The following is a 13566-nucleotide window of genomic DNA, read 5'->3' on the forward strand; positions in this document are numbered from 1 at the left end:
CATGCCCTTGCTTTACTGTTTTGTACTGACCGGCGTGTCATCCCTAAGGCCGGTGCAAGGTAAGAGCAATGCCGAAGCTTGCCCCGGTAGCGTCGCAGGCAGCGAAATATCACAGACTTCACCATTCCATTTAACCGCCATTTTGCCATTGGGCTTAATGCCGCTGAGATAAACGCTGCCGTTATCGTTGATGATGCCGGTTTGATGAGATTGTTCATTAAACACGGTCGCACCGAACGGTGGCGTTGTGCCATCTGCCATACTCACCGTCGCCATCGCCTTTTCACCGCTTACCACGGAGAACTGGCGGTAACCAATAGCACCTTCGGTCAGCGTCGCCTGCACCACTGTGTTTGAAACATCAACACTGTCGCCTAACTTATCAAGATCGACGCTGGCGGCGCTTCGATAGTAGCTATTGAGATCGCCAAGTACCGCTTTACCGAAAAGGTTAGTACGGGTTACGGCTCCGGTGGATTCCACCGGTACATCTGCTACCCCATCGGCATCGATCAGCAGGCGAGTCCCACCCATGTCATTCATACGGTGAAGCGCGACACCTTTGGTTGTTGCCGTCATCCCACCTCGAACGGTCAAACCGAAGTTATTTGAATCCCCACTCTGGTAGCTGGCGTTAGCATCTACTTCCGCACGGTCGCCGAGATGGGTGAAATAAGCTCGGGCAGTGGCATCGCCATCAGATGCACCAGTGCTTAATTGATAGCTATTGTTACTATCAATATTATGAAAATAGCTAACTTCATTAGAATTATGACTATTGCTGACAGTCGAATACACGCTGACTGTCGAGTTATCACCGATCGGCACCGAAAGTGATAAATAGCTGCCATAGTCATCAACAGCACGGTATTGATTTTTATAAGCCGTCAGTGAAGCACTGAGATTACGCAGTCCCCAAATATCAAAGTTTTTACTTATCGACATACTAAAATTGTTATTTTTCGGGCTGTCCCAGTACGTCTCGTGGGAATAGTTCAGATAGATACTCATCGCCAGATCGCGGAACTGTTTGTTCATGGTGATGGTATAGAGCTGCTTGTCGTTATCGAGGGACGAATTCTCTTCGTGCGCGTCCAGATACTCATCCATCGTCATGAAGTCGCGGGTCGAAAAACGATACCCTGCGAAGGTGATCTGACTGTCGTAGTCATCAAAATCTTTCGAATAGCTGAGGCGATATGACGTTCCCGTTAACTTATGATCTTCATAGGGAACCTTCGCCGAAGATGCGCTGATATCAAAAGCTAGCGCGCCGTACTGAAAGAGATCACGACCAACACCTATTGATAAGGCATTGTAGTCTTCACCACCAATGGCACCGCCGTACAAGGACCAGCCGCTGTTAACCCCCCATGAAAACTCACCGGCAGCGAACATTGGCGCACCATATGTATGGTGCAGATCGGTATAGGTGTCGTGATCGTAATCACCCTCAGTGTCACCATCGTAGCTCTTGTATTCATATCCTTCTGGCTTACCTAAAGCCAGCTTATAGCGCAGGGAACCCGGCCGGGAAAGATACGGAATATCAGATGTATTGACAGTAAACTGCTGCACCTCACCATTCTGTTCTTCAATGCGAACATCCAGTCTTCCAGAGACGGCATCACTAAGATCTTGTATACGAAAAGGCCCTGGCGCTACCTGAGTTTCATAAAGCACGCGCCCCTTTTGCGAAACCGTGACCTTAGCGTTGGATTTCGCTACGCCCACAACTTCCGGCGCGTAGCCACGAAGATTGGGCGGTAACATACTATCGTCTGATTCAAGGCTGCCGCCAACGAAACGGAAGCTATCAAAAACATCTGAATTGTAATAAGTTTCGCCAACGGTTAGCTTCGATTTAATGCTTGAAATAGGACGATATGCATAAATCTGATTCCAGTCGAAGTTTGTGTCAGTTCCCTCACTATCACCGCTATCGTGATCGAGAGAACCTTGCCATTCGGCGCGAAAACGCCACGGGCCAATATTTAGGCCAGTTGTTCCGTTACCGGAGACATCGTAACTACGCCCGCTATCATAATCAGAATGATTTTTACCTGTCATAGCGTTCAGGTTGTAATCAAAAATAATACCCGGAATACCATTATCCCATCGCGAAGGGGGATCCCAATTATCTGAGGTGTATTCCATGTATGCCTGAGGAATCATCACATCCAGTGACGATGTACCTAAATTACCCGTCGCCGTCATACCGTCCAGGCTGGACATATCAAGACACTGACCGTCATGCGCCCACTTTAACTTTTTAAAATACTTATCTTTTAATCCAAGCTGAGCAGCTATGTCTTGAGGTATGCATACGAGAGAATTTTTAGGATCTTTATCATCCTGATAGTAAGTGATAGTTTTTTCGCCACCCAAGCTTTGCCCATTGACTTTGATTGTCAATGAATAGTCACCCGGCATTAAATAACCAGCCTTTGAGAACTGGTCCAGGCTAATATTGTCGCGGTCCTTTAAATCAAGCACATCAGTATTAAACTCAATATCATCTGCGCGTGCAGAAGAGTGATAAGCTGACAACGAGGCGAAGATCAGTGCCGCCAGCACTGATAATTTCGGTTTATAATTCTTGCCGTTATTTATTTTCATCTTCTGCCTGGTGTCATGTATCAATAATAATCAAGCTTATAACGTATGGTCGTGTGGTAAGCACCCGGCTGCAGCGTCTTTCCATCACCGACCAGTTTGATAAAATATTTCATACTACTTGCCCCTGGCTGAATATTTCTCTGGGGCATCGGCTCGCCGGGTAAAGCCATGTTACCGCCCTGATCATATATTTCTAACGCCACGCCACCTGCGTCACCACTCACGCCAAAATATTTATCGCTTCGTTCACCGTCAAAAGTTATCTGGAAATAATTCCAGTCTTCACCTTGCTGGCTGTTTTTACTTGCGCGTTGTAATGAGCAATTTTGTAAGCTAATAGTTAACGGTTTGGGTAACCCTTCCGTATTACTAATTATTTCACTGATCGGCTGAGTAAGCATATCTATTGTCTGATCGCTGTTAGCCATATCCAGACTACAGGCAGAATCAACAATTTCGCCATTCATTGAAACGCGGCCATGTTCATACCTCTGGGCATTAACGAAAAAACTCGTAAATACCAGGCACACAGCAAAGGGCTTCAAACAATTTTTGAACACGGTGCTTTTAGAATAAGACATAGTTGCCCACAGCCTGAATTATCGTCAGGGATATGCGTTATTTTCTGTTATCAGGTAAATTATCAACGCATATGATGGTTGAAACTTCATAGTGTAACGTCAAGCACTTAAGCCAACGGCACGCCTTTCAAGCCAGAATTGGTATAACGCTAGCGCAATGCAGGGCAGTTCAAAAACGATACAGTCCAGTTACTAATAATTATATTTCTTCCATTTTGTTTTTAATCAAAAATAAATCGGAAGAAGCATAATCTAAAAGACGGAGCAGAGCTTGCTCTGCTCCCTCTAAATTAGTTGTAGGCCAGAGTAAAGTTGGCTACAGACTGGAAGTCACCTGGGGTGACAGTCGCAGATGCGCCAGCTTCACCTTTCAGCCATGCAGAGAACTGCAGGGAGTTCGCGCCCTCAACCAAACCTGAGGCAGCAGAAGGAACACCCAGATCGATCTGCTGGCTGCCCGCGTCACCAATAACGATGCCAGCGCCAGAAGCAGTACCGGCGAGACCCAGCATGGTTGCATCAGTAGCATCAGCAGTACCGTCGAAGGTTACGCTAACGGTATCTCCGCCGGTTTTGTCGAGCGTACAGTTTTCCAGATCGATGGTGAATGGAACTGGCGTGGAAGTACCACCATTAGCAAGCGCAGCCGCGGAAACCTGACCCAATGGTACGGTCTGGTCAGCAGTTTGTGGTGTGATAGAACATGGCGCATCGATGATTGAACCAGTGAAGGTTACGGAACCGTTACCCTGGTCTGCAGCGTTAGCCGCGTTCATACCAACAAAACCCATACCTACCAGCAGTGCTACTTTTGCGAATTTCATACATATCCTTTAATAAATAATATCGAGCCAGGCTCTTACAGAAGAAGGTGGAAATAGTTAATCACCTCGAATTCGGGAGGTATTATGTCTACTTTTACGATTCTTCCTAGTCCATTACCAGACTAACTTGACTAATTATGACTTAACTTTACACTAGCAACTCGAGGATGCTGAAATAACACTCCAGACTTATCCTTAATTGCAATGAAAAAAGCCAGACAAACAAACGACAAATAAGTCCATTAATGGACTTATGTTTGTTAATAAATAATTTCCAGATTATCAGTCAGTTGCTGAACTATACTTCACCAACCGTCATTGAACACGAATGGAGAAAACAATGCCTATTACCTTTGATCAAACAGAAGTTGAGTACTCAAAAATAGACTTTAGCGTTCTTACCGAAGTACTAAAACAAGCCGGTAATATTCGAAAAGTCCCTAAAGGAACTCTTTTCACGGCTAAGCCCGACATCATTACCGTGATTTTAGAAGGAGGCGCAACAATTATGGACAGGGAGGAGGATGGGCTGGCGATGGGCCACACATTCAAACTGCAGCCCGTAGGATTAATCGAGCGCTATCACAAAAACGTAATTCTCTACTACCATGCCAATAGCCAAATGTCGGTTGTGGAGTTAACCTATGAAGACTTTGATAAAGTTATGCTAACATCGTTTTCAAATGCTTTGTTTTTCAGCAGAATAATGTCCTTTCTGGCGGCCAGCTTGATACATATCTATTATGAACGTAATTCTGACTCCGGCTATTCGACTATACGCCATATGCTTCACCGCTATCTCTATAAAAGTGAAGACAATACAATTCATGGCGAAGGCATAGCAATGTTCATACTCAAACGCACCCGGCTTTCGCGCAGCTATGTCTTCCAGATACTGTCAGGGTTAAAAACGGGGGGGTATATCACAGCGCAAAATGGGAAATTAATCTCAATTAACAAAGCAATACCACCGAAATTTTAAACATTTCATTATACATTTTTAACCTGAACGACTTTCCTAACAAAATATTGCTATTCTGGCATTCAGCACTCGTGTTTACAGTACGTATCTAACCCAGACTAGCAATATTTTCCAAACTTCAATTATACCGCACATCCATTAATGGACTTGAGCGGACATTCGGTTTTGTATACCCTTATTTATATTTGGTGGCATTATGAAATTACTATTATTACTTGTTTCGGTTTTTTTTATGAGTAACGCAATCGCATCCCGTGTTGGTGATGCGCAGGGCAATTATGGCAGTTACATTAAATTTATATCTACCAACGCAGATGGTTCGGTCAATGCACAATTTAGTTGTGGTGACTCTTATCCGTCCAGGCAGCCTGAACAAAAATACATTAACTCATATGGTGGTTATAGATATTACTGCAGATTATTTACCAGTACTCATGGTGGTTTCGACAACACTTACCCACAGCAAGATTCAGGTTATTCTTCATATTATTCAGAAGCTGGTATTCCGGTCACTGATATCCCTGTGACTAATATCGTAATCCCTAAATCCAGCCGCTACGGAATCTTCGACATCTGGGTATACACAGCTACTGGCCCCTATGACAATATGTATAGAGACCAGATCATGTTTGCTAAAGAAGCAGTCCCCTTCCCGACCTGTAACGCGACTAACCTGGAGATTAATTTTGGAAATATTGAACAACATTATTATGACGGTAGCGTAAAAGACGGAAACAGCACGGTCAGCTGTACTGGTTCGGAAGCGGATATCACCCTTACCTTCATGAACCCCACGATAAATTTGTCGAACAATACGACCGCGAAGTTAACTTTTCCTGATTCTGTTGATGAGGCTAAGGATCAGTTTACTCTCGACAATAATTCTAAAGTCGTTACGGTGCGGAGCACATTGTCCGGAGTTAATCCTTCTGAGGGGGCTTTTTCGGGAAGCACTACGATGAGGCTGGAAGTTCAATAAGTCTTCTCGCAAAGATTCGAAGTAGCAATGAGGTTTATTCATTGGGCGAGCGAGACTAAGTCATGACTTCAGGCCGTTAGCCCTAACAGAACCGCGTCTTTTAGCGCATAAATTATGTACATGTTGAGTCAGTGAAGACCACATAATTACTTTTTGACAGGATGTTGTCGCGTTCGCTTCATTCTGAACAAAAATCAGTGGTGGGATTTGATGATTAAAACTAAGAACATGATTCTTATAGTATTGTACTGTATCAGCACGCACGCATTTGCCAATAGCATCGATTTAGGCACCGCTTATTATGTTGATACTGATTATGAAGATTTTAACGCCCATGTAAGCTGCAGTCAGCATCCATTCGGTACTGAGGCTGGAGGTTATTACACCTGCTCCGTTTATTATCCCGATGACGAAACTCATAACGATAAGTTCTATAATGCCTGTAAAAGTTCATCACCAGTAGTAGCAGGCGACAGCTACCGTGGGCAGAATTGTAGCTATACCGTTAAAACTTATTATGATCCCGTCGATAAGCAACACAGGCCTACTTCCCGAGTCTGTGTAACCACTTTGTGGACCCAGGATGTTTTTACCAGCACGGTACCTATTGATAAAGGAACGGTGATTGAAGAAAGCTGCGTTATGCCGCCCCCACCACCCGGCTCCATCGTATGTTCCACCACAGATGTCACTGTCGACCACGGTACCTTAACTGCAGAGGAGTACAACGGTAATTCGGCTACTGGTACGGGCCAGATAAGCTGTACCGGTGGTGATGCAACGGTAGACCTGAGCTTGACACCTTCAACGATAGATTTAAGTAATGGAACACAATCGAAGCTGACCCTGGCGAATCAGCAAGCTGAGGAGACTGCCGAACTGAAAGAAAACGATCCCTATCCCTTTACGGTTACCAGCACATTATCCGCTGCTGGCCCGGTACCAGGCGGTGAATTTCACGGCAGCACTGTAATCATTGTCACCGTAGAGTAAACACTCATATTTATATGCATTTGATTTTATTAAATAAAATCATTACAAATCAACATTTCAAACACGGAAAACTTCGCCTACGTCGCAATTGAAATATTCTAATCGCCCCGGTTGAGCTGGCTATTCCCCGCTACGGGCCAGTTCCTTTAGGGCCTTTTTCTCCAGCCGACGGGCGCGAAAGAAATCACTCAGCATTGCCGAACACTGGTCTGCCATTACGCCCTCAATAACGCCCACCTGGTGATTCATGCCCGGATGTCTGAGGACGTCCATCAATGAACCAATCGCACCGGTCTTGGCATCGCGCGCGCCAAAGACAAGCGTGCCGATGCGGCTGTGCACCATCGCTCCGGCACACATTACGCAGGGTTCAAGGGTGACATACAGCGTGGTGTCCAGCAGACGATAGTTTTGCAGCACCATCCCGCCCTGGCGCAGCGCCATAATCTCGGCGTGGGCGGTAGGATCGTGACGGCCAATGGGCCGGTTCCAGCCTTCGCCAATTACTTTGTTGTCATGCACCAGCACCGCACCGACCGGAACCTCCCCCTCATCCCAGGCACGCTGTGCAAGCGTAAGCGCGTGGCGCATCCAGTATTCATGGGTAAATTCACTTTCTGACACGGCTAACTCCTGACGGGCTAAAGGGCGGCGCATTATACACAGCAGTTACCCGTTGCGAAACGCGTTACTCAAGCTGCTGGAGCTGCCCCTGCGGCGTGACGCGCCAGCGGTGCTGACAGAAATAGAGCAGCGGGTTGTCCTGATTGCTGTCGCTGTAGCCGCTGTAGAGCTGCAGCGGCGTGCCGATTTGCTGTTCGAGCTGGGCGACTTTTTCGTGCCCCAGGCAGCGCATCGTCAGCACCCAGCCGCCGTGGGAGCGTTTAATCTGGCTGGCAATAAGTTTGACCCGTGGCAGCCAGGGCGTATCGTAATAGACCTGCTGGACCAGCGGCTGAGGCGATCCGGTGATCAGCCAGACGTCCGCATCGGAACTGGTGAGATATTCCGTTAGCCGCTGTTGCACCACCGGAAACGCGGTGACCCGCGTGCGGAACCAGGTGACAAAGCTCATTTCAAGCTCTTTGAGGCGCGCCTCGCTATGGCCAAAGGTTGCCCCCCACAGCAGCAGGCTCATTGGCCAGCGCGCGGCACGGCCTTTGATCAGCAGCGCCCCACCAATCACCGGCAGGAGCGGAACAACCAGTAACAGATTGAGGGGCTGATGGCGCAGCAGGTAGCGCAAAAAGCTGCCGAACATATCCTGCTGATGCAGCGTGCCATCCAAATCGAAAAAGACTACCCGACGCTCACTCTGGTTTGCCAAACGCTGCTCCTCTGGATCGATTAATCCCATTAGTCCTGATGTCGTAAAACCGGCAATAGCCGTACCCACAAGCCTAACAGATAGACCGCGATTTTTCCGGTCGCATCATCCCCGCAGGCTGAATATTTAATTCCACCGGGCCTCGCATAAATGGAATTTAACAATCATGCCAGCGGGGAAAATACGTTACTATTTAACAATCTTACCTGGCTCAGACTTAACGGAGAGGAAATGAACTGTTTACTGCGAATCCGCCAGCGTTACACGACGCTCGCCCAGAGCGACCGCAAGCTGGCGGACTTTCTGTTAGCAAACGCAGAACATGCCCGCCATCTCAGCTCGCAGCAGCTTGCGCTGGAAGCCGGAGTCAGCCAGTCCAGCGTGGTGAAATTTTCCCAGAAGATGGGATTCAAAGGTTTCCCGGCGCTGAAACTTGCCATCAGCGAAGCCCTCGCCAGCGGCCAGGTCCCCCACTCGGTGCTGGTGCATAACCAGATTCAGGGAGATGACCCCCTGCGGCTGGTCGGTGAGAAGCTGATTAAAGATAATCTCGCCGCGATGCACGCCACCCTTGATATCAATAGTGAAGATAAACTGCTGGCCAGCGTCGCCATGCTGCGTAAGGCACGCCGGGTGCTGCTGGTTGGCATTGGTGCTTCCGGGCTGGTGGCGAAAAACTTCGCGTGGAAATTAATGAAAATCGGCATTAACGCGGTCGCCGAACTGGATATGCACGCCCTGCTGGCAACCTCGCAGGCGTTAAGCCCGGACGACGTCCTGCTGGCAATTTCTTACTCCGGTGAACGCCGCGAGATAAACCTCGCCGCTGACGAGACGCTGCGCACCGGTGCAAAAATTCTCGCCATCACCGGCTTCACGCCAAACGCTCTGCAGCAGCGCGCCTCGCTGTGCCTCTATACCATTGCCGAAGAGCAGGCCACGCGCAGCGCGGCCATCTCCTCCACCAGCGCCCAGATGATGCTGGCTGACCTTCTGTTTATGGCGCTGGTGCAGCAGGATCTGGAACACGCACCGGGGCGTATCAGGCATAGCGAGGCTTTGGTGAAGAAATTGGTCTGAGGAAAATATGCAGGGAAGCAACCCACGTTGCCATGGACCGCAGGTCATGTCGTAGGAATATACATGCATGGTATTGACTCGCCCCTCGTAAATGATAATAATTCTCACCAATGGTGGGTTCTATTCAAGGAAGATGGGGTCATGATAAAAAGAATTACTCTTTTAGTTATCTCAATATTCATTTTATTATTTATTCTGGAATACTCCCTATCTAATAAGAGATCTGGTTGTTCAGAGATATCTTATCAGCAGGCTCAAGAAATTATAAAAAAAGACTTTCTTACCCGATATTATCCGCGAATTAGTGGCTACGACGAACTTGGGCCGAATCCAATACTAACCTTCGTGAGCGAACAAAGCTCTGAGAAGGACACTTATTTCACGCAATTCCGGGTAGAAGGCAATGGCAAAAAGGTTAGATACTTTGCAATTTTTGAATGTAATACGGACTACATTGAATATAGCACTGACAGGGGATAACCCTGTCAGCTCTTTATCTTTAGCGTGTATCACCAGATAAAAACACCGGAACTTCGCCCGGAATTTCGATTTGAAAGGGCTTTCCCTCCATCCCTGAAAGGATATGCGTTAATGCTTCCCCAAGAGGACCACGGCTAGCGTCAGGATTCGCATCAAAGATATCGTTGTATGCTCGTACCACGCCCTTATAAGTCCAGGAATTACTACTATCAATGCGTAACTGCCCTTCAGTTCGAAGTGTAATACGTCCCAGCAAAAGCCAGATTGTATTATCTCTCCCCTGAAAGTTGTAGCTAAAATCGGCGGCGATACGATACTCTCCGGGAGCCTTATTTTTAAGGGCCGATGCAACCGGCGTAAGCGTCGCAAGAGATTTAGTTAAGTTAAGTTAATCCAGAGAAATACTTAAGGGTTTTCCACTTCCTTCTCTATAATGTTCCAGCGCGCGCAGCGGAGCAAATGCGCGATTAGTAAGTTTTTTTGTACTGGCAGATGATTTCCAGGTTTTAGGTGGGTGCCCCGATGTTTGATTAAAATAATCCACTTTAGGCCTGACCGAAGCTAAAGCTTCTCGGTATGCACAATCACGCAGCATCATTATTTTATGGCTTTGCTTTTCCTTGGGGTCAAGAAGGCAGGCCAAAAGAGCTTTCGTCCAGGTACCATCCTCCATAGCCTCCATCATGGGAAAATCACTTAATGGGTCACCATTCCCACGCGGGGACATGCTCATGCGATTTCTACCGAGATTAATTTCACCCAGGTTTCCAAAGTTAAAAGTTTTCACCGGCGAGCCAGTAACCACTATTATATCTTTCGACATATAATATCCTTATTAAATTTCACTAAAACATTGAAAAATTAACTCGATTATCGGTATTAACCGTTGTTATTTTATTTCTCCTTTATCGTTAGAATTAAGACACTGTTGCCGGACATACTCCTGAAGCCCAGCCAGCTGTTTTAAGGCGAGGGCGGTGCGGCTTCGGAGACGGAAATAATCCCGTTCAGCGGCGTCTGTAAGTCCGGGGCTGGCTGCATCATCCACGCCGGTGGGGGCGCTGGCGGCTGGCACTGGCTGACAGGTGGCCCGGAGGCGCAGCCGCTTAGTGCCAGCAGCCACGTCGCGCTGCAAATCATCAATAGTTTTCTGAGCATTGTTCAACTCCGAGGTATAGCGGGCATCCAGTGCAGCCAGCTGCTGCTGACGTTCACGCAGGCTATTCATGATGCTCTGCTGCTCAAGTAGCCGGGTCTGCGCCGCTGCCGTTTGCTGTCGCTGCTGCTGATATAGGGTCTGATAGCGATATAAGCCAAGCGTGCTCCCCAGCAGCAGGCAAACCGTCACAATGATTAAAAGCTTCATGGCTGACTCCTGCGCCAGTGACAAACTTCGTATTCGACGTCGCGTCGATTAACCAGCCCCTGCCATTTTCTGCCGCCGGCCCAAATCCACTGCCTGAGGCCAGCGCAGGCTTTTTCCGTCTCCCCTGCGTTCAGGTAACGTAAAACGGATGAGTGCTCGAAAGCGGAGATCCCCACGTTGTAGCTAAAGCTGATTAAAGCGGCTTTTTGGTATTCATCTGCCGGAACTGTGACGGCCTGTTCAACTGCGCGGGAAAACGGCTGTAAATCTTCACTGAGGATTTTTTCGCACTCGTTCTGGCCGTAGCGTTTGCCTGGAATAATGTCTTTGCCGGTATGGCCGTAACAAACGGTCAGCACACCCGCTACGTCCCGATAAGGCGTGTAGCGCACGCCTTCGAGCTCCGGCACCATAACGCTGGCTATCGTCAGCGCGCTGGCGCCAGTCAGGCTAATAAGTAATTTTCTAAGGCCTGGAGACATGCTTATCCTCCTGTCCGGTTGACGGCCTCGCGGGCGGCACCAGCTGCTGTTACCCGCTCGGCTACGCTTAGATTTTTTAAACTGACCAGATAGTCCTGTAATAACTGGGTTCGTTTCTCCTCCTCTTTTTGTCGGCGATGGGCATCTATTCGTGAGCTGATATAAGAGGCAAATGAAATTGCGACGCCCGCCAGCCCGAATATCATGTAAACCACATCCTGTGTTGTGATACCCAGACCGGCAGCCAATGCCGCAAGCCACGCAAAGGCCTGCGTCACCATATTTACTGGCTGGTCATTCATGAAGGGATCTCATTGTGGATTAACCCGAAGGGTAATAAGAGAGAGCAATCAGGAGTCTGGGCTTATTACAGGCGGAGGAGTAACCGATTTATATTGAAGTGTTACAATCCTTTTGAAATTAGCCGTTTGATATGCTCTTCATAAAGTTTGAGCGGCTTAACTTTGCAGCCGACTATTCCCGCAGTCTGGTTGATGGCGTCATAATGATCCATTTCATAATCTGAACGAATCACTTTACCAAGATGGGTGCTGAAACGCCCAACCAGCCCGTCATTCTGGAAACGCTCTTTGACAAATAATATTGAAAGGCCAACCATCGCTGCCCGCAGAGGATCGAGATTATTAATACCCTGCGTTAACGGGTTATAAGTGACGATACCGCTCCAGGAGTAATAATAAACGCCGTTTTCAACTTCTTTGCCTTCGCCTCCCCAGGTCTGCGGCAGCCCCTGCGGATATTTTTTATTAAAAGCCATCACGCTTTTAGTCGTAAGAGCATCAATAGCTTCTCTGGCCGACTGCGGCATATACGGGCGCCCTGCCAAAGTCGAAAGAAGCGTAGCCAGAGTGTTCATTACCGCATTGGCAATTGCTTCGGGAAGATAGCCTGGCTTAAAGACGAGCCTGACAAGGTCCGCAATTTCGGAACCGTGATTGACACCATTCACTGAGGTTACCGAAGCGACAAGCTCCGGATGAACGGCGGCAACATAGCGGCAGGCCAGCGGCCCCTGGCTGTGGCCGATTAGATTTACCTTATCAGCGCCAGTTTTAATCAGAACCTCCTCAATAAATTTGAGAAGCTGTTGCCCACGCACTTCGTTATTGTTGGACGCTGAAACGGAGGCGACGAAAACCTCTGCGCCTGCCTTCTCCAGCGCTTTCTGAACGCCGTAAAAATACGGATATACGCCAGCGATTTTATCAAATCCAAACAGGCCATGAACCAGAATAACCGGGTAATTCAATTTAGCTCTATTTTTCATAATATAACTTCCATTGTTATTAATATAATAAGCGCCGTCAGCCACGCGAACTGAGGCGCAGCAAACTTTGCCGTCAGGTAATACACGGATAACTATTTGGGGTACAATAATTAGCGGTGATGAAATAAATTTAAATTAATGGAATGGATTTACCGCGCCGGGTCTGTTTGCCGGTTGCATCTGGACCGGCCGAGCGCCTGGGTAGCGCCTGGTATATCCGTCGTTGTTTCTCATTTATGCTGCGACGAAGCGCGGCGTAATGTTCGGCATTCTGAAGAATTTGTAAACCATAGGCGTTAACCACTTCGAGGGAGTTAGCCACCCTGTCCGATGGTTTGCGGGTAAGAATGAGTGGCGGAGAAGCGACGGGTCCGGCAGTGATGCCGACGAGCAAAGGGTTAGCCGCTTTCCAGGCCGCCTGTTTCGCCTCACGCCGCTTGCGGCGGCGAGCCTGTGAATCCATACAACCTCCTGTCAATCAACTTTGGCGATATCCGCAGATATCCCAAAGCCTGTTGCTTTGGCGTATGCACCCTTTTTCAGGGCTGGCTGTTAATGAGCATTC

15 protein-coding genes and 1 pseudogene are annotated in these 13566 nt (G+C 48.0%); 4 read left to right on the forward strand and 12 right to left on the reverse strand.

The features are described 5' to 3' along the window. Nucleotides 1-12: 12 nt before the first annotated feature. The 3 genes from AAE045_RS14085 to AAE045_RS14095 all read right to left on the reverse strand — a co-directional run bounded on the left by AAE045_RS14085 (nt 13) and on the right by AAE045_RS14095 (nt 4024). Nucleotides 13-2619, reverse strand: coding sequence for an outer membrane usher protein (locus tag AAE045_RS14085; RefSeq protein ID WP_455548260.1), 2607 nt, complete (start codon nt 2617-2619; stop codon nt 13-15). Between the two features lie 20 nt (nt 2620-2639). Next, nucleotides 2640-3200, reverse strand: a complete 561-nt coding sequence (locus AAE045_RS14090; RefSeq protein WP_455548261.1) for a fimbrial protein — start codon at nt 3198-3200, stop codon at nt 2640-2642. Between the two features lie 290 nt (nt 3201-3490). Next, complete coding sequence (locus tag AAE045_RS14095) at nt 3491-4024, reverse strand: fimbrial protein (RefSeq protein WP_455548262.1); 534 nt, start codon at nt 4022-4024, stop codon at nt 3491-3493. A gap of 340 nt (nt 4025-4364) precedes the next feature. Between AAE045_RS14095 and AAE045_RS14100 the strand changes: the two genes are divergently transcribed. The 3 genes from AAE045_RS14100 to AAE045_RS14110 all read left to right on the forward strand — a co-directional run bounded on the left by AAE045_RS14100 (nt 4365) and on the right by AAE045_RS14110 (nt 6978). Next, entirely contained in the window at nt 4365-5006 is a 642-nt protein-coding gene (locus tag AAE045_RS14100) for a helix-turn-helix domain-containing protein (protein ID WP_455548263.1), read from the forward strand. A gap of 196 nt (nt 5007-5202) precedes the next feature. Further along, complete coding sequence (locus AAE045_RS14105; RefSeq protein WP_455548264.1) at nt 5203-5985, forward strand: hypothetical protein; 783 nt, start codon at nt 5203-5205, stop codon at nt 5983-5985. A 210-nt stretch (nt 5986-6195) separates the two neighbouring features. Continuing rightward, nucleotides 6196-6978 carry an MrpH family fimbial adhesin gene (locus tag AAE045_RS14110; RefSeq protein ID WP_455548265.1) on the forward strand — a complete coding sequence of 261 codons (783 nt, stop codon included), beginning with the start codon at nt 6196-6198 and terminating at the stop codon, nt 6976-6978. A gap of 120 nt (nt 6979-7098) precedes the next feature. Here AAE045_RS14110 and tadA read toward each other — a convergent pair whose 3' ends face one another. Both tadA and yfhb read right to left on the reverse strand, forming a co-directional pair. Beyond that, nucleotides 7099-7569, reverse strand: coding sequence for a tRNA adenosine(34) deaminase TadA (tadA, locus tag AAE045_RS14115; RefSeq protein WP_455548302.1), 471 nt, complete (start codon nt 7567-7569; stop codon nt 7099-7101). Between the two features lie 97 nt (nt 7570-7666). After that, the gene (gene yfhb, locus AAE045_RS14120) at nt 7667-8335 is read right to left on the reverse strand and encodes a phosphatidylglycerophosphatase C (protein ID WP_455548266.1); all 669 of its coding nucleotides are present in this window, start codon (nt 8333-8335) and stop codon (nt 7667-7669) included. A gap of 201 nt (nt 8336-8536) precedes the next feature. On the opposite strand from yfhb, the gene AAE045_RS14125 reads away from it, so the two are divergent. Next, a complete protein-coding gene (locus tag AAE045_RS14125) occupies nt 8537-9385 on the forward strand; it encodes a MurR/RpiR family transcriptional regulator (protein WP_455548267.1) in 849 nt (282 codons plus the stop codon). Between the two features lie 499 nt (nt 9386-9884). Here AAE045_RS14125 and AAE045_RS14130 read toward each other — a convergent pair. The 7 genes and pseudogenes from AAE045_RS14130 to AAE045_RS14160 all read right to left on the reverse strand — a co-directional run. Beyond that, a pseudogene (locus AAE045_RS14130) lies at nt 9885-10193 on the reverse strand (lipid II-degrading bacteriocin); the annotation flags it as partial. 60 nt (nt 10194-10253) lie between these two features. Then, nucleotides 10254-10688 carry a hypothetical protein gene (locus AAE045_RS14135; protein WP_455548268.1) on the reverse strand — a complete coding sequence of 145 codons (435 nt, stop codon included), beginning with the start codon at nt 10686-10688 and terminating at the stop codon, nt 10254-10256. Between the two features lie 66 nt (nt 10689-10754). Then, entirely contained in the window at nt 10755-11231 is a 477-nt protein-coding gene (locus tag AAE045_RS14140; RefSeq protein ID WP_455548269.1) for a lysis protein, read from the reverse strand. Next, nucleotides 11228-11713, reverse strand: coding sequence for a lysozyme (locus tag AAE045_RS14145; RefSeq protein ID WP_455548270.1), 486 nt, complete (start codon nt 11711-11713; stop codon nt 11228-11230). The genes AAE045_RS14140 and AAE045_RS14145 overlap by 4 nt, the downstream gene beginning before the upstream one ends. Nucleotides 11714-11715: 2 nt before the next feature. Next, entirely contained in the window at nt 11716-12015 is a 300-nt protein-coding gene (locus tag AAE045_RS14150) for a hypothetical protein (RefSeq protein WP_455548271.1), read from the reverse strand. Nucleotides 12016-12116: 101 nt separating this feature from the next. Continuing rightward, on the reverse strand, nt 12117-13001 hold the full coding sequence (locus AAE045_RS14155; RefSeq protein WP_455548303.1) for an esterase/lipase family protein: 885 nt from the start codon (nt 12999-13001) through the stop codon (nt 12117-12119). A 130-nt stretch (nt 13002-13131) separates the two neighbouring features. Beyond that, nucleotides 13132-13464, reverse strand: coding sequence for an antitermination protein N (locus AAE045_RS14160; RefSeq protein ID WP_455548272.1), 333 nt, complete (start codon nt 13462-13464; stop codon nt 13132-13134). Nucleotides 13465-13566 lie beyond the last annotated feature (102 nt).

The organism is Dryocola clanedunensis (assembly GCF_038405435.1).
GTDB classification, from domain to species: domain Bacteria; phylum Pseudomonadota; class Gammaproteobacteria; order Enterobacterales; family Enterobacteriaceae; genus Dryocola; species Dryocola clanedunensis_A.

Excerpts from the sequence above, each read along its gene's own strand:
- AAE045_RS14090 (WP_455548261.1), bottom strand. The coding sequence starts at position 3,200 with ATGTCTTATTCTAAAAGCACCGTGTTCAAAAATTGTTTGAAGCCCTTT.
- AAE045_RS14140 (WP_455548269.1), bottom strand. The coding sequence starts at position 11,231 with ATGAAGCTTTTAATCATTGTGACGGTTTGCCTGCTGCTGGGGAGCACG.
- yfhb (WP_455548266.1), bottom strand. The coding sequence starts at position 8,335 with ATGGGATTAATCGATCCAGAGGAGCAGCGTTTGGCAAACCAGAGTGAG.
- AAE045_RS14095 (WP_455548262.1), bottom strand. The coding sequence starts at position 4,024 with ATGAAATTCGCAAAAGTAGCACTGCTGGTAGGTATGGGTTTTGTTGGT.
- AAE045_RS14125 (WP_455548267.1), top strand. The coding sequence starts at position 8,537 with ATGAACTGTTTACTGCGAATCCGCCAGCGTTACACGACGCTCGCCCAG.
- AAE045_RS14160 (WP_455548272.1), bottom strand. The coding sequence starts at position 13,464 with ATGGATTCACAGGCTCGCCGCCGCAAGCGGCGTGAGGCGAAACAGGCG.
- AAE045_RS14145 (WP_455548270.1), bottom strand. The coding sequence starts at position 11,713 with ATGTCTCCAGGCCTTAGAAAATTACTTATTAGCCTGACTGGCGCCAGC.
- AAE045_RS14150 (WP_455548271.1), bottom strand. The coding sequence starts at position 12,015 with ATGAATGACCAGCCAGTAAATATGGTGACGCAGGCCTTTGCGTGGCTT.
- AAE045_RS14085 (WP_455548260.1), bottom strand. The coding sequence starts at position 2,619 with ATGAAAATAAATAACGGCAAGAATTATAAACCGAAATTATCAGTGCTG.
- AAE045_RS14135 (WP_455548268.1), bottom strand. The coding sequence starts at position 10,688 with ATGTCGAAAGATATAATAGTGGTTACTGGCTCGCCGGTGAAAACTTTT.
- AAE045_RS14105 (WP_455548264.1), top strand. The coding sequence starts at position 5,203 with ATGAAATTACTATTATTACTTGTTTCGGTTTTTTTTATGAGTAACGCA.
- tadA (WP_455548302.1), bottom strand. The coding sequence starts at position 7,569 with ATGCGCCACGCGCTTACGCTTGCACAGCGTGCCTGGGATGAGGGGGAG.
- AAE045_RS14110 (WP_455548265.1), top strand. The coding sequence starts at position 6,196 with ATGATTAAAACTAAGAACATGATTCTTATAGTATTGTACTGTATCAGC.
- AAE045_RS14100 (WP_455548263.1), top strand. The coding sequence starts at position 4,365 with ATGCCTATTACCTTTGATCAAACAGAAGTTGAGTACTCAAAAATAGAC.
- AAE045_RS14155 (WP_455548303.1), bottom strand. The coding sequence starts at position 13,001 with ATGAAAAATAGAGCTAAATTGAATTACCCGGTTATTCTGGTTCATGGC.